General features: G+C 62.9%; 23 protein-coding genes and 1 pseudogene. 11 read left to right on the forward strand and 13 right to left on the reverse strand.

From position 1 onward, the window contains the following. Window positions 1-84 precede the first annotated feature (84 nt). The 5 genes from LQ249_RS12955 to LQ249_RS12975 form a co-directional block, all read right to left on the reverse strand. Window positions 85-510, reverse strand: coding sequence for a GNAT family N-acetyltransferase (locus tag LQ249_RS12955; RefSeq protein ID WP_046383802.1), 426 nt, complete (start codon window positions 508-510; stop codon window positions 85-87). 74 nt (window positions 511-584) lie between these two features. After that, entirely contained in the window at window positions 585-824 is a 240-nt protein-coding gene (locus tag LQ249_RS12960) for a hypothetical protein (protein ID WP_232566515.1), read from the reverse strand. 70 nt (window positions 825-894) lie between these two features. Then, window positions 895-1,386 (reverse strand): GNAT family N-acetyltransferase, encoded by a 492-nt coding sequence (locus LQ249_RS12965; protein WP_232566516.1) that lies wholly within the window; start codon window positions 1,384-1,386, stop codon window positions 895-897. Between the two features lie 302 nt (window positions 1,387-1,688). After that, window positions 1,689-1,982, reverse strand: coding sequence for a hypothetical protein (locus LQ249_RS12970; protein ID WP_046383799.1), 294 nt, complete (start codon window positions 1,980-1,982; stop codon window positions 1,689-1,691). Between the two features lie 288 nt (window positions 1,983-2,270). Continuing rightward, on the reverse strand, window positions 2,271-3,686 hold the full coding sequence (locus LQ249_RS12975) for a purine-cytosine permease family protein (protein WP_232566517.1): 1,416 nt from the start codon (window positions 3,684-3,686) through the stop codon (window positions 2,271-2,273). A 216-nt stretch (window positions 3,687-3,902) separates the two neighbouring features. Between LQ249_RS12975 and LQ249_RS12980 the strand changes: the two genes are divergently transcribed. Next, entirely contained in the window at window positions 3,903-4,814 is a 912-nt protein-coding gene (locus LQ249_RS12980) for a LysR substrate-binding domain-containing protein (RefSeq protein ID WP_046383797.1), read from the forward strand. A gap of 83 nt (window positions 4,815-4,897) precedes the next feature. On the opposite strand, the gene LQ249_RS12985 is transcribed toward LQ249_RS12980, so the two are convergent. From LQ249_RS12985 to LQ249_RS13005, 5 genes are all read right to left on the reverse strand, one after another. Then, window positions 4,898-5,290, reverse strand: coding sequence for a hypothetical protein (locus tag LQ249_RS12985; protein WP_126589010.1), 393 nt, complete (start codon window positions 5,288-5,290; stop codon window positions 4,898-4,900). 133 nt (window positions 5,291-5,423) lie between these two features. After that, window positions 5,424-6,566, reverse strand: coding sequence for an acetylornithine deacetylase (gene argE, locus LQ249_RS12990; protein WP_232566518.1), 1,143 nt, complete (start codon window positions 6,564-6,566; stop codon window positions 5,424-5,426). Further along, window positions 6,563-7,240 (reverse strand): DUF1028 domain-containing protein, encoded by a 678-nt coding sequence (locus LQ249_RS12995; RefSeq protein ID WP_046488416.1) that lies wholly within the window; start codon window positions 7,238-7,240, stop codon window positions 6,563-6,565. Before LQ249_RS12995 ends, argE begins: the two co-directional genes overlap by 4 nt. 10 nt (window positions 7,241-7,250) lie before the next feature. Then, window positions 7,251-7,661 carry a RidA family protein gene (locus tag LQ249_RS13000; RefSeq protein ID WP_046383793.1) on the reverse strand — a complete coding sequence of 137 codons (411 nt, stop codon included), beginning with the start codon at window positions 7,659-7,661 and terminating at the stop codon, window positions 7,251-7,253. Between the two features lie 22 nt (window positions 7,662-7,683). Beyond that, window positions 7,684-9,015: a flavin-containing monooxygenase gene (locus tag LQ249_RS13005; protein WP_411828463.1), complete on the reverse strand. Its 1,332-nt coding sequence runs from the start codon at window positions 9,013-9,015 to the stop codon at window positions 7,684-7,686. Between the two features lie 88 nt (window positions 9,016-9,103). On the opposite strand from LQ249_RS13005, the pseudogene LQ249_RS13010 reads away from it, so the two are divergent. Both LQ249_RS13010 and LQ249_RS13015 read left to right on the forward strand, forming a co-directional pair. Then, window positions 9,104-9,343, forward strand: a pseudogene (locus LQ249_RS13010) (GNAT family N-acetyltransferase); the annotation flags it as partial. Between the two features lie 18 nt (window positions 9,344-9,361). Then, the gene (locus tag LQ249_RS13015) at window positions 9,362-9,691 is read left to right on the forward strand and encodes a DHCW motif cupin fold protein (RefSeq protein WP_046383791.1); all 330 of its coding nucleotides are present in this window, start codon (window positions 9,362-9,364) and stop codon (window positions 9,689-9,691) included. Window positions 9,692-9,706: 15 nt separating this feature from the next. Here LQ249_RS13015 and LQ249_RS13020 read toward each other — a convergent pair whose 3' ends face one another. Both LQ249_RS13020 and LQ249_RS13025 read right to left on the reverse strand, forming a co-directional pair. Further along, window positions 9,707-10,174, reverse strand: coding sequence for a copper chaperone PCu(A)C (locus LQ249_RS13020; RefSeq protein WP_046383790.1), 468 nt, complete (start codon window positions 10,172-10,174; stop codon window positions 9,707-9,709). Next, on the reverse strand, window positions 10,174-10,779 hold the full coding sequence (locus LQ249_RS13025) for an SCO family protein (RefSeq protein ID WP_046383789.1): 606 nt from the start codon (window positions 10,777-10,779) through the stop codon (window positions 10,174-10,176). Before LQ249_RS13025 ends, LQ249_RS13020 begins: the two co-directional genes overlap by 1 nt. Window positions 10,780-10,960: 181 nt before the next feature. Between LQ249_RS13025 and LQ249_RS13030 the strand changes: the two genes are divergently transcribed. From LQ249_RS13030 to hemN, 6 genes are all read left to right on the forward strand, one after another. Continuing rightward, the gene (locus tag LQ249_RS13030; RefSeq protein ID WP_057004801.1) at window positions 10,961-11,344 is read left to right on the forward strand and encodes a DUF2946 domain-containing protein; all 384 of its coding nucleotides are present in this window, start codon (window positions 10,961-10,963) and stop codon (window positions 11,342-11,344) included. 62 nt (window positions 11,345-11,406) lie between these two features. Beyond that, window positions 11,407-11,952, forward strand: coding sequence for a putative natural product biosynthesis protein (locus tag LQ249_RS13035; protein ID WP_057004800.1), 546 nt, complete (start codon window positions 11,407-11,409; stop codon window positions 11,950-11,952). 223 nt (window positions 11,953-12,175) lie between these two features. Beyond that, the gene (locus LQ249_RS13040) at window positions 12,176-13,492 is read left to right on the forward strand and encodes an OprD family porin (protein ID WP_057004799.1); all 1,317 of its coding nucleotides are present in this window, start codon (window positions 12,176-12,178) and stop codon (window positions 13,490-13,492) included. A gap of 95 nt (window positions 13,493-13,587) precedes the next feature. Next, window positions 13,588-14,031 carry a CopD family copper resistance protein gene (locus LQ249_RS13045; RefSeq protein ID WP_046383785.1) on the forward strand — a complete coding sequence of 148 codons (444 nt, stop codon included), beginning with the start codon at window positions 13,588-13,590 and terminating at the stop codon, window positions 14,029-14,031. A gap of 90 nt (window positions 14,032-14,121) precedes the next feature. After that, window positions 14,122-15,432, forward strand: coding sequence for a coproporphyrinogen III oxidase (locus LQ249_RS13050; protein ID WP_232566519.1), 1,311 nt, complete (start codon window positions 14,122-14,124; stop codon window positions 15,430-15,432). Then, window positions 15,429-16,814, forward strand: a complete 1,386-nt coding sequence (gene hemN / locus LQ249_RS13055) for an oxygen-independent coproporphyrinogen III oxidase (protein WP_046383783.1) — start codon at window positions 15,429-15,431, stop codon at window positions 16,812-16,814. Before LQ249_RS13050 ends, hemN begins: the two co-directional genes overlap by 4 nt. Window positions 16,815-16,909: 95 nt before the next feature. Here the strand turns inward: hemN and LQ249_RS13060 are convergent, their stop codons facing one another. Beyond that, complete coding sequence (locus LQ249_RS13060; RefSeq protein WP_057004797.1) at window positions 16,910-17,602, reverse strand: NUDIX hydrolase; 693 nt, start codon at window positions 17,600-17,602, stop codon at window positions 16,910-16,912. Window positions 17,603-17,747: 145 nt separating this feature from the next. Here LQ249_RS13060 and LQ249_RS13065 point away from each other — a divergent pair, with 145 nt between their 5' ends. Together LQ249_RS13065 and pncB are read left to right on the forward strand one after the other, a co-directional pair. Beyond that, window positions 17,748-18,395: a nicotinamidase gene (locus tag LQ249_RS13065; RefSeq protein ID WP_046488398.1), complete on the forward strand. Its 648-nt coding sequence runs from the start codon at window positions 17,748-17,750 to the stop codon at window positions 18,393-18,395. Window positions 18,396-18,406: 11 nt separating this feature from the next. Further along, complete coding sequence (pncB, locus tag LQ249_RS13070; protein WP_057004796.1) at window positions 18,407-19,624, forward strand: nicotinate phosphoribosyltransferase; 1,218 nt, start codon at window positions 18,407-18,409, stop codon at window positions 19,622-19,624.

A 19,624-nucleotide genomic window follows, 5' to 3' on the forward strand; every position in this document is an offset into this window, starting at 1 on the left:
CATCAAGAACCTGGATACCCAGGCCATCATCTATTCACCCGTCGGTACCGGCACGTTGATCTCCAACGAGTGAACGCCTGAATCTCACAGCTGTTTCGACAGAAACACCCGGCTGTTGCCCTCGGGTTCACAGGCGATTTCGCCAAACCGCACCCAGCCGTTCTTCTCATAGAACCCCGGCGCCTGGAAGCTGATGGTGTAGAGCACGGCATTGCGACAACCGCGGCGTCGGGCTTCGTCTTCGAAGGCGCGCAGCAATCGGCTGCCGATGCCGGAACCGCGCAGGGTCTCGGGCAAGTGGAAGAGGTCGAGGAAGGCCATGCCGAATGCGCTCCGGCCGGTGATGCCGCCGAGCACCTGCTGGGTGTGCGGGTCTTTGACCAGCACGCTCAGCGGGCGCCGGTCATGGTAGCCGGTGGCTTGTTCGTTGAACGCCGCCAGGCCGTTGCCGAGGATGCGTTCGGCGTCGGGGTTGGGCTGGTCGCTGATTTCAATGAGGGGAGGCTGCATCGCGCTGGATTCCTTGTGGCCCGTTGTCCGACAAGCGTCTAGACAGTTCTTTATACGATTGAGTGTGGGCGTGATCAGGGTTTTTCGACCAATAAAGCGCGTACCTCCTCTTCCTGCAACTGCTTTTCCCTGGCTTCCTGGCGCGCCTGCTCCTCGGCGCGTTGCTTGGCCTCCCGGCGGAACTGGTCGACGGATAAGTTTCGGAGGTGCTCGATGTCCTGCTCAGTGGCACCGAATGCAACCGGCACCATGGTCATCAACGGGGCTGCGATCAAAGAGGAGGTCAACAAGCGGCTGATACGTGCCCTGGACATCAAAGCAGTCCGAGTCAATTCGTGGTGCCTTGTTGGGCGCTGCAACAGGGATAAGTTCCCAGGGTGGCTATTAAAAGGCCATTACCATCTCGTGCCACGCCATCCCGCCATGATCCGACGCCGACGGCTGCACATAGCGGTAGCCCAGGCGCGTGTACAACGCCACATGGCGGTCCTTGCACATCAAGTGAATCGTCTGCTTGCCCAGCGCGCGCATGCGCTGCACAAACTCGCGCATCAACGCGGTGGAATAGCCCTTGCCCTGGTGCGTCGGGGCGACCACCACCGACATGATCACCACATTCGGCGCCTCGGCCGCATGGCCGACCAACTCCTTGAACGCCTCATCCGACATCACCACCTTGTGGGCGCAGCCGCTGTTGATGAAGCCCACCACCTCGCCATCGGCCTCCAGGATCAAAAAGCCTTGCGGGTATTGGGCAATGCGCGTGGCGATCTTTTCCAGGGTCGCGGCTTCGTCGCCTTCGTAGGCAGTGGTTTCAATGTCGAAGCAATGGGCGGCGTCGCTGGGGAGGGCGTTGCGAAAGGAGAGGGCGGGCATGCGGTTTCCTCGGGGGGGAAGTGAAAGGCCACATGATAGCCGGGTGTCTATAGCGCCGCCATTGTGGCCTCTGGGTCGACCAGGATGTTCGGCCAGCGTGGTTCAACGGGGCCAAGTGACGGGGCTTGATGACCGAGCCACTTCTGGAGGCCGGTCTCGGTCAACTGTGGGAGCTGTCGAGCCCCAGCGAGGCTGCGATGGCGGCGGTACAAACACCATCAAATCCACTTCCCCCGCCAACTTCCAGTTCACCAGAAACCAGAAAACCCGCCAAAGCGGGTTTCCTCAGCACTTACATCACGTCAACTCACCGCAGGCGAATCAAACCCACGCCGCTCCATCACCGTAAACACATCCGCCACATCCTGGACCATGATCCGGGCGGTGTTGGCGACGGTATTGATGTCGTGCTCGGCATAGTCGGACACTTTGGAACAGGCCATCAGGTGCAGGTAGGCGAGCGCGGCATTGAGGCGCTCGCTGGCGCAGGCGTGCAACTCGCTGAGCGGGGCGTCGCTGTCGATCAGCAGGACCGGGTAGTCGGTTGCGGTTTGGGACATGGGGGTGAAGCGGCGGGGCGGATTTTGATTGGTCATGAGGTTCGATTCTATTTGGGTAAAAAGAATCACCACCTTGCTGCTGCGAAACAGATTGGGTGGCAACTGTGCGCGGGTTCGCAGACCAGGAAGAATCACCCCCGGCAGACCCGAAGGTCTCCCACGCACAGCCGCCATAAACGAGGCGCAGACGGACACCGCCTGAGGGTCTGATGACTGTGCAGGTTGATTCTATTGTGTAGGGCTGCGAAACCCTGTCGCCGACCAATGCCAGCGACGGGGCGAACTATAAGGTGCGGTTAATCGAGGCGCAACCGACAGGCTGTTTCAAACTCCACCCACCAGCGTCCCCTCCGCCATCCGCCGCTTATACGCACTGTCCCGACTCGCCAACCAGAAATACAACGGCGACGTCACCACCAACCCCACCACCCACGACAAATCCGCGCCGTTGATGTGCTGCGAAATCGGCCCCACGTACAGTGGCGTGTTCATGAACGGAATCTGCACCGCGATCCCCACCGCATAGGCCAGCAGCGCCTGGGGGTTGTAGCGCCCGTAGATCCCGCCGTCCACGCGGAAGATCGATGCAATGTCGTACTTGCCTTTATGGATCGCGTAGAAGTCGATCAGGTTGATCGCCGTCCACGGCACCAGTACCACCAGCAGCACCAGGACCATGTCGACGAAGTGGCCGATAAAGTCTTTCGAGGCGAATACCGCGGCCACCGAACAGGCCGCGAGTACGATGATCGAGATCACGGCGCGGCTTTTTGCGGTGGGGATCCAGCGGTAGGCGAAGGTCTGCACCAGGGTGATGATCGACAGCACCGCGCCGTACAGATTGAGGGCGTTGTGGCTGATCACGCTGAGCAAGAACAGCACCAGCATCAACGGGCCGATGGCGCCGGTGGCGAGTTTGACCGCGTCCATGGTGTCCATGCCCACCGGGGTGGCGAGCACCGCGACGGCGCCGAAGATGAACGACAGGCTCGAACCCAGCGCCGAGCCCAGGTAGGTGGTCCAGAAGGTCGACGCGACGGGTACGTCGGCCGGCAGGTAGCGCGAATAGTCGGAGACGTAGGGCGCGAACGCGATCTGCCACAGCGCCGCCAGGGACACGGTGGCCAGCCAGCCGGAGAGGTTGAAGCTGCCGCGGGTCAGAAAGTCGCTGGTCTGTATATGGCTGAAGATGTAGCCGAAACCCAGCACGATCCCCGCGCCCAGTACCCAGGTGCCGATGCGGTTGAGTACGTGGATGAAGCGGTAGCCGATGATGCCGATGATCCCGGAACCGATGGCGCCGATCACGATGCCCACCGGCACGGGCACGCTGTCGACCACACCGTGCAGGGATTTACCGGCCAGCACGATGTTGGAGGCGAAGAAGCCGATGTACATCACCCCGGCGATCACCACCACCAGCAACGCGCCGAGGGAGCCGAATTGTGCGCGGCTCTGGATCATTTGCGGGATGCCCATCTGCGGGCCCTGGGCCGAGTGCAATGCCATCAGCACGCCGCCGACCAGGTGGCCGAGGAGGATGGCGACGATGCCCCAGATCAGGTTGAGGTGGAACAGTTGCACGCCCAGCGCACCCGTGACGATCGGCAACGGCGCGATGTTGCCGCCGAACCACAGGGTGAACAGGTCTCTTACCTTTCCGTGGCGATCTTCCGGGGGCACGTATCCAATCGTGTGTTTTTCGATAAGCGGGGCGCTGGATGTTGCAGTGGTAACCATGACGAGCTCCAAGGCAAGGTGAGTACGTTGACGTACTTCGCTGTGCGCCGCTCAGCGGCGCTTTGTTGTTGGAGCGATCATCTGCAATGGGGGCGGGGAGGTAAATTAGTAAGTTTGTTGCTATAGACCTTAAAAAAAGTATCTCGCGTGGCCACGCGCTCCGGTATGTTGCCCGCTTGTGTCCTGGGGCGAAGTCCCACATTTGCGGAGGGCCCGATGGCTGCCTATAACCTGCGCCAGCTCAGATATTTCGTCACCACGGCCGAGTGCGGCAGCGTCGCCGAGGCGTCGCGCAAGCTGTATATCGCGCAACCGTCGGTGTCCACCGCGATCAAGCAACTGGAAGACAGCTTTGGCGTGCAGCTGTTTATCCGCCATCACGCCCAGGGCGTGTCGCTCACCCCCAGCGGCGCGCGCTTTTATCGCAAGGCGCTGGAGCTGCTGCGGGTGGCCCACGAGTTCGAGCAGAATGCGCTGGCCGACAATGACGTGGTGGCGGGGCAGATCGATATCGGCTGCTTTGAAACCGTCGCGCCGCTGTACCTGCCGCGTTTGATCGCCGGTTTCAAGGCGCGCTGGCCGGGGGTGGAAATCCGCATGCGCGATGGCGAGCAGCAGGAGTTGGTGCAGGCGCTGACGGCCGGCAGTATCGACGTGGCGATGCTGTTCGAGCATGACCTGGGCGCGACCATCGAGACCACGCCGTTGATGCCGCCGCAGCAGCCGTATGCGCTGTTGCCGGCCGATCACCGCTTTGCGCAGCAGGCCAAGGTGTCGCTCGCGGACCTGGTGCTGGAGCCGATGATCCTGCTGGATGTACTGCCGAGCCGCACGTACTTCGTGAGCATCTTTGAAGAGCGCGGCTTGACGCCGAACATCGTGTTCAGCTCGCCGTCGATCGAGATGGTGCGGGGCATGGTGGGGCGCGGGTTTGGCTTTTCGATCCTGGTGACCAGGCCGTTTACCGAGTACACCTATGACGGCCAGAAAGTCGTGTGCCTGCCGCTGGCAGAAACCGTCACCGGCTCGGGCTTGTCGGCCGTGTGGTTGCGCCGCGCACCGTTGACCAAGCCGGTGCAGTTGTTCGTCGATTACTGCCGCGAGGAACTGGCGCGTTTGCTCGCCTGATCGGCGCGCTCAAGCCTGGGCCAACAACGCATCGGCCCGGCTGTCCTGGGTCACGCAGGCGTCAACTCTGATCGGCGCTGGGATTACTCCTCGGGCCCGACATTCCGGATGTTCAGTTGCTTCAACCGTGCGTCGAGTTGTGTGCCGAAGTTGTTGACCGCCTTCAAGTGCCCCGGGCTGTAAGTGTCATCCGGACGGTCCGGGCGGAAGTGGACGGACAGCGGCACCACGTTGCCCGGCGGGTTCAAGTTGTTATCGAGGTAGGGCCTGCCGTGGCTCGGGTTCAGATCCTTGATGCCGTTAGCTTCTGCCACGTCAAAAAAGGCATCTAGCGTGCGGTATGCATCCTCTTCTCTTACGGCCATGCGTATGCTTTCCCTGTCAGGTACACCCGCTTCGGGGCGCTGACGCAACTCTTCAGGCGGCGCAGCGTTGAGCGGGTTGTTCAACGGCGAGTGCGGTGGAATTCCTATCATGGTCAATACTCAAAGGCTGTTGAAGTGAAAACGGCTATTAGCCGTTTTCCTATGTGGGCCGCCTTCAAGTACGGTTCCATCAGCTGCGGGTAGCGATTGATGCAGGGTATGTCGCCGGCACAGCCGAGGGCCGTCAACGCAGCGCGTTCAGCATGCTGTGCAACATCTGATCGCACTGTGCCAACTGCGCCACACTCACAAACTCGTCCGGCTTATGCCCCTGGTCCATGCTGCCGGGCCCGCACACCACCGTGGGAATGCCCACCGCGTCGAACAACCCGCCCTCGGTGCCGAACGCTACCGTGCCGAACGCCCGCGAGCCGCAAAATGCCGCGATCAACTCGGCCGCCTCGCTATGTTGATCGGTCATCAGCCCCGGATACGCCGACAGCTCGGTAAAGCGAATTGCACTCTGCGCGCTCACCGCCTGCATGCGCGGCAATACCTGCTGCTCGGCGTAGGCGCGCAATTCATCCGCCACCGCTTGTGGGGCCTGGCCCGGCAGCGCGCGGACCTCAAAATCAAACCGGCAGTCGGCGGGCACGATGTTCAGCGCCTTGCCCCCGCCAATCACCCCGGTTTGCACTGTACTGAACGGCGGATCAAAGCGCGCATCCTGCTTATCGCGCAGCCGTTGGCCGATGCGTCCCAGTTCGCCGATCAATTCGGCGGCATGCTCGATCGCATTCACGCCATGGGGCGCATACGCCGAATGACAGGCCGCGCCATGCACATCGCAGCGCATCGCCAGCTTGCCTTTATGGCCGAGCACCGGTTTGAGTTCGGTCGGTTCACCGATGATGCACAGCATCGGCTTCACCGGCCGCTGCGCCAGTACGCTGAGCAACGAGCGCACGCCCAGGCAACCGACTTCCTCGTCGTAGGAGAGGGCGATATGCACCGGCCGGCGCAACGTCGCCGCGACCAGCGCCGGCACCAGGGCCAGCACACAGGCGATGTAGCCCTTCATGTCCGCAGTGCCCCGGCCGAACAGCCGGCCGTCGCGTTCGGTCAGTTCAAACGGCGGCATGCTCCACGGCTGCCCATCCACCGGCACGACATCGGTATGCCCGGACAGCACAATCCCGGGCACCTCCACCGGGCCGATGCTGGCAAACAGGTTGGCCTTGGTGCGGGCTTCGTTGTAGATCAGTTCGCTGGCCACGCCGTGACTCGCCAGGTAATCGCGCACAAAGGCGATCAACTGCAGGTTGGACTCGCGGCTGGTGGTATCGAACCCCACCAGCGTCTGCAGCAATGCGCGGCTGCGGCTCATCGCTCGTCCCCGGCGACGCCATAGCCGGGCGCGTGGTCGGGGGCCAGGGCGCGGTCGATGTAGGCCTGCACTTGTGGGCGATAGGCATCCCACAGCGTGTGCAGTTGGCCGATCGGGTTGGCGTCGGCCCAATCCACCCGCAGGTCGATGATCGGCCAGGTCAGCTCGCCCACCACCTGCAACGCGGCCGAATGCACCGGACCGGCTTCGCCACCGGCGGCGATGGCGGCATGCATCGCCGCCAAGAGTCGCTCGGCCAGTTGGCCTTCGCCTTGCTCGAAGGCCTGGACCATCGCCTCGATCACTGCGCGGTCGGCGAGCATATTGCCGGCCGCGACGCACTGTTCGCCCGACACCGCGTGGTGCTTGCCGAGGGTTTGGCTGCCGCTGAAATGCACGCTGCGGCCCAGGTGATCGATCGCGGTCAGTTGGCGGTATTGGCTGTAGCCGTTGCGGGTCAGCGCCTGGTCGATTGCGGCGGCGGGGGCCAGGCCTTGTTGCAGCAGGTCGAGCACGTCCGGGCCGAGGGCCGGCAGCGTGATGTTCTGGGTCGCGACCGCACCGACACCCGGCCGCAGCCAGGGGCAGCGTGCGCCGACGGCGATGCTCGAAGAGCTGATGGCGATGCCCAGTTGGCCGGTGTCGGCGCAACGGCCGACGATTGAAAAGGTCATGTACGGCTCCTTACTCGGGAATCACGGCGATCACATCGATTTCCATCAGCCACTGCGGCTGGCCCAGGGCCGATACCACCAGCCCGGTGGAAATCGGGAACACGCCCTTGAGCCATTTGCCGACTTCCTGGTACACCGGCTCGCGGTAGCGCGGGTCGATCAGGTAGGTGGTGGTCTTGACGATATGGCTGAGGTCGCTGCCGGCTTCTTCCAGCAGTTGCTTGACGTTGCGCATGGCCTGCTCGGCCTGGGCACGCGGGTCGCCGAGGCCCACCAGGTTGCCGTCGAAATCGCTGCCGACCTGGCCGCGCACATACACGGTGTTGCCGGCGCGCACGGCCTGGCACAGGTCATTGTCCAGGCTCTGGTTGGGGTAGGTTTGTTTAGTGTTGAACATGCGGATGCGCGTGTGGGTAGGCATCAAAAAACTCCGGGAAAGATGATCAGGCGCTGACAGGGGACGGGCGCACGAGCGGGGCCGCGACGCGATATTCGAGGTACTGACGCTGGGTGGCGATATGGTCGGCGAGGTATTTGGCGTCATGCCACACGCCCCAGATAAACGACGAGCCACGGCGCGACTGCCAGGGCAAACCGAGGAAGTAGATGCCGGCCTCGCTGGACACGCCGCGCTGGTGCTGTGGCTTGCCGGCGGCGTCGAACGCATCGACCTTCAGCCAGCCGTAATCCACGGCAAAGCCGGTGGCCCAGATGATCGAGGTGATGCCGGCGCGGGCCAGGTCCAGTTGCAGGATCGGCTGTTTCACGCACTCGGCATCGGCGAAGATGCGCCGGGCTTCGGGCTCCACGGGCAGGTCGAGGCCGTTGCGTTCGATATACGCATCCGCCGCGTCCAGCAGGGCCAGGTAGTTTTCGTCGCCGCGTGCGAGGTTCTCCAGCAGGGTGGGTTGGAAGGTGGCCACGCCGCCATGGAAAGACTCGGTGGGCCCGACCAGGGTCATGCCGCGCAGGGCCAACTCGCGGAAGTCGATGGTCTTGCCGCCGTGGGCGCCGCTCACGGCAATGGTCACGTGTTCGCGGCCGGGCTTGATCGCGGCCTGGTCCCATTCGCCCAGCACACCGAGCCACCAGCAGAAATCACGCTGGCGATAGGCGCGCGGCGGGCGGTCGTGGGCGCCGACCGACAAGTAAACCTGACGGCCGCTGCGCTGCAGTTCATCGGCGATCTGCACCCCCGACGAGCCGGCACCCACCACCAGCACCGCGCCTTGGGGCAGTTGGCCGGGGTTGCGATAGTCGGCGGAATGGATCTGATGCAGCGCTGTGTCTGTCGGCGCGATCGCCGGGATCACCGGCGTCTGGAACGGCCCGGTCGCCGCCACCACGCGGTTGGCTTCGATCACGCCGTCGCTGGTGTGTACGGTAAAACCGGGGCGGCCGACATTGCGCAGCACCGAGGTGACTTCCACGCCGGTGCGGATCGGCGCATTGAACTGGCGTGCATAGGCTTCGAAGTAATCCGCCACGCGCTCTTTCGGCGCGAAGGCATCCGGGGCGAGCCCTTCGAAGGCGAGGCCGGGAAAGCGGTCGTGCCAGGCCGGCCCGTTGGCCACCAACGAATCCCAGCGGCTGCTGCGCCAGCGCTCGGCGATCCGGCTGCGTTCCAGCACCAGGTGCGGCACGCCGTGCTTGCTCAAATGCTCGCTCATGGCCACGCCGGCCTGGCCGGCGCCTACCACCAGGGTGTCTGTTTGGGTGATTGCTTGCGTCATGTGTCTGTCCTTGCGTAATGCAGTTGGATTCAGCTTGGGCATGACTTCAAGGTAGGGGGCGGGCGGTTTTTAATAAAATATTATTAAGCTGGGAAGTGAGCATAAATATCGGATGCAAAGGGCCTCGGCAGGCGATGGCAAGGCGATGCTGGATCACCTCGAAGCGCTGGCGAGGACGCTCAGGATCGAGGAGTTGGTGCTGGATGCGAGGTTGAATGCGGCCACCCGTTACCGGCGGTGCGGGTAGGTGGGGCACGATGAGGCGATTCACCACTCGCCGTCGGGGTTGCAGTGGGCGTGTATCCCAAAAAAGCCGGCGATCTGTGTCTGTCGCGCAGCACTCCAAGTGGTTAGGGTCGGTTCACGTTAACTGACGACCGAGCCCACCATGGAACTCACTGCTGTCCCGTTTGGCATCACCGACTGGTCCACCCTCGAACCCGAGCTTCATCCAGGCATCACCGGCAGTGCCTGGTGGCGCACTGGCCACTTTGGCACCACCCGTGTACGCATGGTCGAATACACCCCCGGCTACCTGGCCGATCACTGGTGCTGGCGTGGGCATGTGCTGCTGTGCCTCGAAGGCGAGCTGCACACGGAACTGGAAGATGGCCGCCAATTCACGCTGACGGCCGGGATGAGTTATCAGGTGGGAAACAACATGGAAGGGCATCGCTCCTCGACGCGGGTTGGCGCCAAGCTGTTCATCGTGGATTGAACCGGCGCCAGCCCATCAATGCATCTTGCCAGGGGCCATGCCATCCAACCCACGGGCAGCGGCCTTGACCTCGACGGTCTGCCGCTCGCCCTTGGCGTTTTCCACGGTCAAGGTCAGCGGCACCTGGTCGCCTTCCTTGATCTGCCCGGTCAGGCCCATCAGCATCACGTGATAACCGTCCGGGTCGAGCTTGACCGGGGTGCCTGCGGGCAGGGTGATCGAGTCCACCGGGCCCATTCGCATCACATCGTCCTTCATGCTCATTTCATGGATCTGCACGTCCTTGGCCACCGGAGAGGCGACGCGCAGCAGTTTGCTGTCGCTGTCGGCCGTCACGGTCATGAACGCGCCACTGGATGGCTGGCCCGGCACCGTGGCGCGCACCCACGCGTCGCTGACCTGGACCTGGGCGCTGGCGTGCGCGGCGAGGCCCAGCAGGGACAGGCCGATCAGGGTGCGCTTGAGGTGTTGAACGGCAGTCATTAGCAGACCTCCATGACGGTGAGCAGGTCTTCTGCACACTCTTTAGCGTTAAGGGATGCCGACAGGCCCAGGCGCAGGTTGCCGCGGGTGTCGAACACGAAACTGGTGGCGGTGTGGGACAGGGTGTAGGTGTCGCCGGCGGGGACCTTTTCATAAAAGATCCCGAACTCCTTGGCGGCCACGGCGATCTCTTCCGGGGTGCCGTACAGCGCTTCGAAGCTGGGGTCGAAGGCCTTGACGTAGCGGTCGAGGATCTCTGGCGTGTCGCGCTCGGGGTCGAGGGTGATAAAGATCACCTGCATGATCTCGCCGTCGCGGCCCATCAGTTTCTTGGCCTGGGCGGCGCGGGCGAGGGTGGTCGGGCACACGGCCGGGCACTGGGTGAAGCCGAAAAACACCACCGGCATCAGGCCACGGTACGAACTCAAGGTGACGGTTTCACCCTGGGTATTCTTGAGCTTGAAGGTGCGGCCCATGATCTTGTCGCTCAAGTCCTTGCCGTACTTGAAATTCAACTTGGGGCTGTTGTCACAACCGGCCAGCAGGCCCAGACCCAACAGGCCCATGCCGGTCAGGACCTTGCGGCGGGTGAATAACGTACTCATCAACTGTGCATCCTGTGAAGCGCCTGCCTTGCTCTGGATCTATACGCCAGGCGTTGAAAAGGAGTAAACGCGGAGGGCGCCAAGTCTACCAACCCTGGCCGATGCGCGTAATCTGCGACGTTCTGCCACAGGGGCGCGCCGCGCTTCATCCCTGCGGGGCTTCGATGGTAGAGTCGCCGCCATGAAACTGCGCCGCTCGGACCGTTCGCTGATCGCCTGGACCCTGTACTTCTGTGTCCTGCTGAACCTGTTCGTGTGCGGTTTGGGCCATGGCCAGATGCTCGGCCAGCAGCTCAATGGTGTCGGTGGCGCGTTCTGTTCGGTGGACAGCAACCAGGCGCCACTTTCCGACAAAGGGTTGGGTAGCCCGGCTTCCAGCGATATCTCGAACTACTTTGCCTGCCCGCTGTGCGCTGCCGCGAGCGTGGCCATCGTGTTCCTGATCGGCCTGGCCTGGCTGCTGGGCCTCGGCCAGACCCCACGACCGGCCCATGAACGGCGCAACAAGGCGCCGCCGCGTTATTCCTGGCCCTCGGCCAACCCCCGCGCATCCCCCGCATTCTGACGTGTGCCTTGGGCTTCCTGTGATCAGGAGGCGTTTTATCGTCACGACTGTGAGTGCGTTTTATGAAGCCTCTATTGCCTGCCGGCGCCAGCCGCCTGGTCAGCAAGGCGGCGCGCCGCCTGCACACGGAGCCGGCGCGGCCGGAATACCCGAGCAATTCGCGTAGCTTCGTGCATCTGGATGCACGCCTATTGCCCTATTGGCACACCTTGTTCGACATCTGCCCGGCGCTGCTCAAGCTCGACCCGCCCGAGGGCTTGAACCTGTTTCGCAGCTTCATGACCTGGGCCTACCACAATCAGTTGGCGCAGGACTGGACCTGGCACCTGAACATCGGTCGCTGGCTGCTGGGCTCGCCGTACCGCGCGCAGATCGACGATGAACCGATCGACGCGTTCATGGCCGCGGCGGCGGCGCGGTGGGTCGACACCGATGACAGCCAGGCCCAGGGTGTGGTCCTGGCCTGGCAGGGTTCGGAAGTCTTCGATTGGAAGGGCAGCGCGTTTGCGCTCGACGAACAGCCGCCGTTGCCGCCTCCCGCCTGGGACTTCGCCTGGTGCCCGCTGACCCGGCGTGGCGGTTTCAGCGCTTGGTTGCCGGTGCCGTGAAGTGCCCGCCGCCGGCACCCCGTGAAGGCTTGCACGCCCCGGCGAGGCTCGCGGGCTCCGGCGATTGTTACAAAAAGTGAAAAACTGAATGACGGTTTTAGCGACTATTTCCCGGCCGCCCAACGCTATACCGTGCGCGCACCCGTTAGATGCAGCACCACCCGACTGACAAAGAACAGGGTTGGGCTGTGACGGGTCGCCTCAATTACTTTCAGGAGCCTTCATGAACCACAAGACTTGCATGGCGCTCGCCGTCTCACTGGGCGCCGCGCAGCAGGTGGCTGCGTCGGGTTTTATCGACGACAGCAAAGCCACCCTCGACCTGCGCAATTTCTACTACAACCAGGACACCCGTAACGCCAAAGCCCCTACGGATAAGGAGTGGGGCCAGGCGTTCATGTTCAACTACCAGTCCGGTTTTACCGAGGGTCTGGTTGGTTTTGGCCTGGACCTGCAAGCCATGTACGGCCTGCGCCTGGACGCCTCGGGGCGCGCGGGCAAGGCTGGTGAAGACAACACCCCCGGCAGTGTTTTCCCGTTGTCCGATGGCAAGGCCGCCAACGACTTCAGCAAGACCGGCGCCACCGGCAAGATGCGTATCTCCCAGACCCAGCTCAAAGCCGGCACGCTGATGCCCAAGCTGCCCGTGCTGACGACTGAAGACGGCCGGCTGTTGCCGCAGACGTTCCGTGGCTATCAAGTGGACTCCAAGGACCTGCAGGGCTTCAACCTGATCGCCGGTAAAATCGAGCAGGTACTGGACCGTAACTCCAGTAACGGCCAGGGCATGTCCATTGCCGGTGCGAATGATCCGGTCAAGGGCAAGTCCAGCAACCAGTTCTACTACGGTGGGGTGGATTACGCCGTCAGCAAGCAACTGCAACTGCAGTACTACTACGCCAACCTGGAGAATTTTTACCAGCAGCACTTCTTGGGCCTGATCCACAACTGGCAGTTGCCGGTGGGGCAGTTCAAGACTGACCTGCGCTATTTCTACAGCACCGCCGACGGCAAGAACGCCAGCGCCGCCGGGCGTGGCGAAGGCTATGTCAGCTCGGGGTATTACGGCGCGGGCGTCAACGCCGGCAAGGTCGACAACCGTCTGTGGAGTGCGCTGTTCACCTACGGCCTGTACGGGCATTCGCTGAGCCTCGGTTATCAGAAGACCACCGGTGAAAGTGACTTTCCGCATATCAACCAGGGGCAGGGCCGTTCGCTGTACCTGATCACCAACTCCCAGTCGCTGAAGTTCGTCAATGCCGGGGAACAGGCCACGGTAGGCAGCTACGCCTACGACTTCAGCAGCCTTGGCCTTCCGGGCCTGCGCTCGAGCGTGACCTACATCCGCGGCAGCCACATCCAGACGGCAGGTCGCGACAACAGCGAGTGGGAGCGCGACCTGCGTGTCGATTACGTGATCCCCTCGGGCACGTTCAAGGGCCTGGGCCTGACCTGGCGCGGTGCGGTGTGGCGCGGTAACGACACGGCCGACAAGGACGAGACGCGACTGATCGTCAGCTACAGCATCCCACTGCTGTAAGCCGCACTCTCGCAACGCTTGATCGGTATCAAGGCCACGCGTTGCGCCAGGCCGCACACTGAAGTCCCAACGGCCGGTCCCCTTGAGAGGCCACCATGCTTTACCCCGTGTTTTTAGTGGCTCACCTGTTCGCTGCGCTGATCTTCATCGGCACGGTGTTTTTCGAGGTGCTGATCCTGGGGCACCTGCACCGGCAATTGCCGGCGCGGGTGATGGTGTTGGTGGAGCAGGGCGTCGGCCAGCGTGCCCGGGTATTGATGCCGTGGGTGTTGCTGGTACTGTTCGGCGCGGGCCTGGGCATGGTCTGGCTGCGTTACCTGCCGGTGCTGGCTGCGCCGTCGGCCTCGGCTTTCGGCACCTTGCTGACCCTCAAGCTGATCCTGGCGGCCAGCGTGCTCCTGCATTTTCTGCTGACCATGGCGCGCATGCGCTGGGGCTCGGTGAGTGCGCGTTATGTCCGCTGGGTGCATCTGAGCCTGTTCGCGCACATGGTCGCCATTGTGCTGCTGGCCAAGGGCATGTTTTACCTGAACTGGTAGACGGGCGGGGCTGCGACCTTGATGCACATCAAGGCGTGTGGCCCAAGCGCACCGGACAATGCACCACCGCCGCCCGAACCGGAGTCCGTCATGCGTACCCTTCTTCATCCCGCTCGCTTTCGTCACGATCAAGGCGTGTTGGACTTGACTTGCCAAACGGACACCCGTCGCTTCCATGCCGGTGTCGGCTCCCTTGACCTGTTGCGCGCCTTGCGCAACAGCCGCCAGTGCCAGCGGCCCTTGGCATTGAACCTGCACTGGCCGGCGGGCGACGTTGGCGCTGAGTATTTGCACAGCCTCACCCAGGAAATCCAACTGATCGGCTGCCAACTCGGCGGCCGCCAGCCGGTCGATCACTTTCACCTGCGCGGCACCACACCGGCGTTCGCCCAGGTGCAGCAGTTGATGGCGCAGTTGCACGAGCGCTTCAATTTTCTTGACCACGACCGGGGTGACTACTGCGTCGACCTCGACCCCGGGCACACGGACTGGGCCACCATGGGCCTGCTGCGCGAACAAGGCTTCAACCATGCAAGCATCGGTGTGCCGGACGCCAACCGCGAGGGGCCGCTGTGCCAGGCGCGGTATCAGGACCCGGCGCCGATCGAATCGCTGGTGGATGCGGCCCGCACCTTCGGGTTTCGCTCGGTGAACATCGACCTCGGCTACGGCCATGCCTGGCAGACCCCGGCCAGTATCGAGCTGAAACTGGCCAGCCTGATCGCCCTGGAGCCGGATCGCTTGCAGGTATTCGATTACGCCCATGCGCCTGTGCGCTATCAATCCCAACAACCCCAGGCGTTCAGCAGCGAGGCGGATAAGAGCGCGATGCGCCGTATTTGCTTCCAGCTCCTGGCCGCGGCGGGCTATCACTACATCGGCCTGGGGCAGTTCGCCCGGGCCGACGACGACCTCAAGCAAGCCCAGGAACGCGGGCGCCTGAGCCGTAACTGCGAAGGCTTCACCCTGCACGGTTACTGCGACCACATCGGTTTCGGCGTGGGCGCCATCAGCCAGATCGACACGTTGTGCGCGCAGAACACGGCCGATGCCCGCGAGTACCGTGAGCAATTGGGCAATGGTCAGCTCGCCACATGCCGGGGCTGGTTCCGCGAAACCTCTGACCCGGTGCGCCTGCACGTGGCCGAACGCCTGGCTTGTGACCTGGAGCTGGATGTGCAGGCGGTGGAACGGCGCTACGGCCTGGTGTTCGCACGCTATTTCGCCTACCTCTGGCCGTTGCTGGAAGCGCTGCACCGCGACGGTCTGATCGAGCTGTCCCCGACGTTCATCTGGTTGCTGCCCGCCGGCCTGCCGCAGGTGGACGGTATTTGCGCATTGTTTGAACGTGCCGTGCTCGCCACCCCGGTCAGCGCCAACGACGAGGTGATCGACACATGAGTGCTTTTGAATTCGACCGTGCCCTGGTCCACAAATACGACCGACCGGGGCCACGCTATACCTCGTACCCGACCGCGCCGCAGTTCAACAGCGCCTTTGCCCTGGATGACTATCACCAGGCGGTCCGCGCCAGCCATGAGGTGGCCGCGCCCAAGGCGTTGTCGGTGTACATCCACATCCCGTTTTGCCAGAGCCTTTGCTATTACTGCGGTTGCCACAAGATCATCACCCGCAAGACCCATCGGGCCGTGGAGTACCTGGCGTATCTCAAGCGTGAGATCCAGATGCAGGCGGCGCTGTTCGAGCGTTCCCGACGCCTGACCCAGTTGCACCTGGGCGGCGGTACGCCGACCTATCTGGACGACGCGCAACTGGCCGAGCTGATGGCCTGCCTGGCCGAACACTTCACCCTGGATGACAGCGACGCCCATGAGTTCTCCATCGAGGTCGACCCGCGCACCATCAGCGTTGAGCGGATCAACACGTTGCGCGGCCTGGGCTTCAATCGCCTGAGCTTCGGCGTGCAGGACTTCGACCCCGACGTGCAGGCGGCGGTCAATCGCGTGCAAAGCGAAGCGCAGATCCTGCAACTGGTGGCCGCGGCGCGTGAGGCGCGCTTCAAGTCGGTGAGTGTCGACTTGATCTATGGCCTGCCGCTGCAAACCGTGGACAGCTTCGACGTGACCTTGAGCAAGCTGATCGCCCTGCGCCCTGATCGGGTGGCGGCTTACAGCTACGCACACCTGCCGAGCCAGATCCGCGCCCAGCGCATGATCCGCCCCGAAGACATGCCGCCGCCGGCGCGCAAGCTGGAACTGCTGGAACTGACCATCCGCCGCCTGACCGAGGCCGGTTACGTCTACATCGGCATGGACCACTTCGCCTTGCCCGACGACGAGCTGGCGCTGGCCCGTGCCAACGGTACCTTGCAGCGCAACTTCCAGGGCTATTCGACCCATGCCGACTGCGACCTGATCGGCCTCGGCGTGTCGGCCATCGGCAAAGTCGGTGACAGCTACAGCCAGAGCGTCAAGGAACTGTCCCAGTACTACGCCCGGCTCGACGCGGGGATGCTGCCGGTGCAGCGCGGCTATCGGCTCAACCCGGATGACGTACTGCGCCGCGAGGTGATCAATGGCCTGATGTGTGATGGTCGAGTCGACTTCCCACAGATCGAGGCCACCCATGGCGTGCGCTTCAACGACTATTTCGCCGAGGCACTGCTGCAATTGGACGAGCAGGTGGCGGACGGGTTATTGCTGATCCAGGCCGATGCGCTGCAACTGTTGCCCAAGGGCCAACTGATGGTGCGCAGCGTGGCGATGGCCTTTGACGCCTACCTGGGCGGCGCGCACAAAGGCCAGTTTTCCCGCACGGTTTAAGCGAAGAGGCCTGTATCCGCTGTGGGAGCTGTTGATCGCCATGTCCGCCCGCAGCGCGGTCCCACATTTGATCGTGGTTGTTTTTGAATACTGGGCTAGTCGGCAAAACTGCGATCGAAGAAATAAATCTTCCCAGGCTTCAAGTTCTCCATCGTCGCCTGGGGCCTGCCGCCTTCGCCTTGTTTCTTGCGCCCCGTTTCCCGCAAATACCCCTGCTCAGTCAGCTTCAGCAAACGCTGGCGAATGCTGGTCTTCAACACCGGCCGCGCGAGCACCAGTGAGAAGATCGCCGTCGCTTCCGGGGCGCTGAATTCCTGGCCCAGGAACATCAGCGGCAAGCTGCTGTACAGCGACTTGGACAGTAACCGCTCCTGCACGGCGGCCACGATGGTGTTGTGATCGAACGGCAACTTGATGCGGCCGTCGGCTACCGCATCCAGCGAAAACCAGCCTTGATGCTCGCCCAGCGTCACCTCATCCGCGATGATCGCCAGGTAGAAAGTGGACGACGACCAGCAACGCGGGTCGCGGAACGCGTCGCCCACCGTACCCACTTGCTCGCTCCACACCAGGTCGAGGCCGACTTTGTCACTTGCGCGCAGGCGCTCCACGGCATCCGTGAGGCTCAGGTCCTGCACGTCGCCATTCACCACCACACCCGGCAGGGCCCAATGCCCGGCGAAGGGTTCGGCCTCGCGCTTGTTCAGCAGCAGCTTCAGTTCTCCTGCCGCGCGGCAGTAGAACAACACGCACAGGTCGACGGTGTGGAGGTAGGCGCTAAGTGGCATGTGCAGTCCTTCTAAACAGCGGGGGGCACAGTCTAACGGATCGAACAAATATGTCATGTACTGACTAAAGCCTAGATAAACAAATCTTTCTTGCAATGAAAGTACATGACGTGTACTTTTGTTTTCAGGCCACAGGAGACCCGCCATGACCCTCTCGAAACATGCCATCGCTTCATTCGACGTCGACGCCCAGAAGAGCTTTACGCCGCTGTGCCCCAACGAATTGCCAGTGGCCGAAGGGGACCTCATCGGTGCCGAACTCAACTACATGGCCAGCCTCGCGGGCTACCGTGTCGGCAGCAAGGACGCCCACACTCCGCATGCGCCGTGGGTGGTCAAGCAACACAGCGAGATGCTGCAACCCACCGGCCTGGCTCACGCCGATGTCACCTGGGTCAGCCACTGCGTGCCGGGCACCGAGGGCTTCACCCTGCTCGACGAACTGCCCACCCCGTATGACTACGATTACTTCATCTGGAAAGGTGTCGAACCCGACCTGCACCCTTACGGCGCCTGCTACCACGACCTGCACGACAAGCTGTCCACGGGCGTGATCGAGTACCTCAAGGCCCAGGGCGTAAGCCGCGTGATTGTCGGCGGCCTGGCCCTCGACTACTGCGTCAAGACCACCGCGTTGCAACTGCTCAAGGCCGGCCTGGAAGTGGTGCTGCACCTGCCGGCGTGCCGCGGTATTACGCAGGAGGGCGGCGTACAGGCCGTCAACGAATTGCTCAAGGCCGGTGCCGGCATCAGCCGCACCCGCGAAGAACTGGCCGCGATGGCCACGCGTTAAGGAGATACGCCATGGAAAGTGCCTACGACTACGAAACCCCGGTGATCCAGGGTTTGCTCGACACCGACTACTACACCTTCACCATGATGCAGGCTGTGTTGCACCAGCATCCGAATGTCGACGTCGAGTACAACTTCATCGTCCGTTCCAAGGAAAAACTGGGCCACTTGATCCCGCAACTGCGCGATGAACTGGAAAAACTCGCCGGCCTGCAGATGCGCGAAGGCGAGCTGCGCTTTCTGTTCAACCCACGCTTTCGCGAATACCTCACGCCGGATTACGAGCGCTTCCTCGGCCTGTTCCGCTTCAACCTGCGCTATATCCACGTCAGCGAAGTCGACGGCCAACTGAACATCCGCGTCGTCGGCCCGATGTTGCACTGCATCATGTTCGAACAGCCGGTATTGGCGCTGGTCAGCGAGCTGCGCAACCGTGACAAATACCCCGATGTGAGCCTGGAGGACGTCACCCGCAAGCTCTACCAGAAATTCGACTGGCTGGAGAAAAACCTCAGCCGCGACGAACTTGCCGACCTGCGCGTCTCCGACTTTTCCACGCGCCGGCGCCTGTCGTTCAAGGCCCAGCGCGAAGTGGTGGACATCATGCGCCGCGACTTCCCCGGCCAGTTCGTCGGCACCAGCAACGCGCACCTGGCCTACGCGTTCGACCTGCCGCTGATCGGCACCATGGCCCACCAATGGTTGATGGTGCACCAGCAACTGGGCCGCCTGCGCGAAAGCCAGAACGCCGCCCTGGAAAACTGGGTACGTGAATACCGCGGCCGCCTGGGTATCGCCCTGACCGACTGCATCAGCACTGACTTCTTCCTGAAGGACTTCGACCTGTACTTCGCCAAGCTCTACGACGGCCTGCGCCAGGACTCCGGCGACCCTATCGTCTGGGCCGATAAAGTCCTGGCCCGCTACAAGCAACTGGGTATCGACCCGATGACCAAGGACCTGATGTTCTCTGACGGCCTGAACTTCGAGAAATGCCTGCCGATCCTGCGCCACGTGCGCGGCAAGGCCAAGTTCGGCTTCGGCATGGGCACCAGCCTGGCCTGCGATGTGGAAGGCGTCGAGCCACTGAGCATCGTGATGAAGCTGGTGCGGGTACACGGTGAGCCGGTGGTGAAATTCTCGGATGACCCGATCAAGAATGTCTGCGAAGACGCTTCGTTTTTGCGGTACGCAACGCAAGTATTCAACGTCGGCAGCGTGGAGGTGTGA

The organism is Pseudomonas sp. 7-41 (genome assembly GCF_021233075.1).
Taxonomy (GTDB): domain Bacteria; phylum Pseudomonadota; class Gammaproteobacteria; order Pseudomonadales; family Pseudomonadaceae; genus Aquipseudomonas; species Aquipseudomonas veronii.

Excerpts from the sequence above, each read along its gene's own strand:
- LQ249_RS12955 (WP_046383802.1), bottom strand. The coding sequence starts at position 510 with ATGCAGCCTCCCCTCATTGAAATCAGCGACCAGCCCAACCCCGACGCC.
- LQ249_RS12960 (WP_232566515.1), bottom strand. The coding sequence starts at position 824 with ATGTCCAGGGCACGTATCAGCCGCTTGTTGACCTCCTCTTTGATCGCA.
- LQ249_RS12965 (WP_232566516.1), bottom strand. The coding sequence starts at position 1,386 with ATGCCCGCCCTCTCCTTTCGCAACGCCCTCCCCAGCGACGCCGCCCAT.
- LQ249_RS12970 (WP_046383799.1), bottom strand. The coding sequence starts at position 1,982 with ATGACCAATCAAAATCCGCCCCGCCGCTTCACCCCCATGTCCCAAACC.
- LQ249_RS12975 (WP_232566517.1), bottom strand. The coding sequence starts at position 3,686 with ATGGTTACCACTGCAACATCCAGCGCCCCGCTTATCGAAAAACACACG.
- LQ249_RS12980 (WP_046383797.1), top strand. The coding sequence starts at position 3,903 with ATGGCTGCCTATAACCTGCGCCAGCTCAGATATTTCGTCACCACGGCC.
- LQ249_RS12985 (WP_126589010.1), bottom strand. The coding sequence starts at position 5,290 with ATGATAGGAATTCCACCGCACTCGCCGTTGAACAACCCGCTCAACGCT.
- argE (WP_232566518.1), bottom strand. The coding sequence starts at position 6,566 with ATGAGCCGCAGCCGCGCATTGCTGCAGACGCTGGTGGGGTTCGATACC.
- LQ249_RS12995 (WP_046488416.1), bottom strand. The coding sequence starts at position 7,240 with ATGACCTTTTCAATCGTCGGCCGTTGCGCCGACACCGGCCAACTGGGC.
- LQ249_RS13000 (WP_046383793.1), bottom strand. The coding sequence starts at position 7,661 with ATGCCTACCCACACGCGCATCCGCATGTTCAACACTAAACAAACCTAC.
- LQ249_RS13005 (WP_411828463.1), bottom strand. The coding sequence starts at position 9,015 with ATGCCCAAGCTGAATCCAACTGCATTACGCAAGGACAGACACATGACG.
- LQ249_RS13015 (WP_046383791.1), top strand. The coding sequence starts at position 9,362 with ATGGAACTCACTGCTGTCCCGTTTGGCATCACCGACTGGTCCACCCTC.
- LQ249_RS13020 (WP_046383790.1), bottom strand. The coding sequence starts at position 10,174 with ATGACTGCCGTTCAACACCTCAAGCGCACCCTGATCGGCCTGTCCCTG.
- LQ249_RS13025 (WP_046383789.1), bottom strand. The coding sequence starts at position 10,779 with ATGAGTACGTTATTCACCCGCCGCAAGGTCCTGACCGGCATGGGCCTG.
- LQ249_RS13030 (WP_057004801.1), top strand. The coding sequence starts at position 10,961 with ATGAAACTGCGCCGCTCGGACCGTTCGCTGATCGCCTGGACCCTGTAC.
- LQ249_RS13035 (WP_057004800.1), top strand. The coding sequence starts at position 11,407 with ATGAAGCCTCTATTGCCTGCCGGCGCCAGCCGCCTGGTCAGCAAGGCG.
- LQ249_RS13040 (WP_057004799.1), top strand. The coding sequence starts at position 12,176 with ATGAACCACAAGACTTGCATGGCGCTCGCCGTCTCACTGGGCGCCGCG.
- LQ249_RS13045 (WP_046383785.1), top strand. The coding sequence starts at position 13,588 with ATGCTTTACCCCGTGTTTTTAGTGGCTCACCTGTTCGCTGCGCTGATC.
- LQ249_RS13050 (WP_232566519.1), top strand. The coding sequence starts at position 14,122 with ATGCGTACCCTTCTTCATCCCGCTCGCTTTCGTCACGATCAAGGCGTG.
- hemN (WP_046383783.1), top strand. The coding sequence starts at position 15,429 with ATGAGTGCTTTTGAATTCGACCGTGCCCTGGTCCACAAATACGACCGA.
- LQ249_RS13060 (WP_057004797.1), bottom strand. The coding sequence starts at position 17,602 with ATGCCACTTAGCGCCTACCTCCACACCGTCGACCTGTGCGTGTTGTTC.
- LQ249_RS13065 (WP_046488398.1), top strand. The coding sequence starts at position 17,748 with ATGACCCTCTCGAAACATGCCATCGCTTCATTCGACGTCGACGCCCAG.
- pncB (WP_057004796.1), top strand. The coding sequence starts at position 18,407 with ATGGAAAGTGCCTACGACTACGAAACCCCGGTGATCCAGGGTTTGCTC.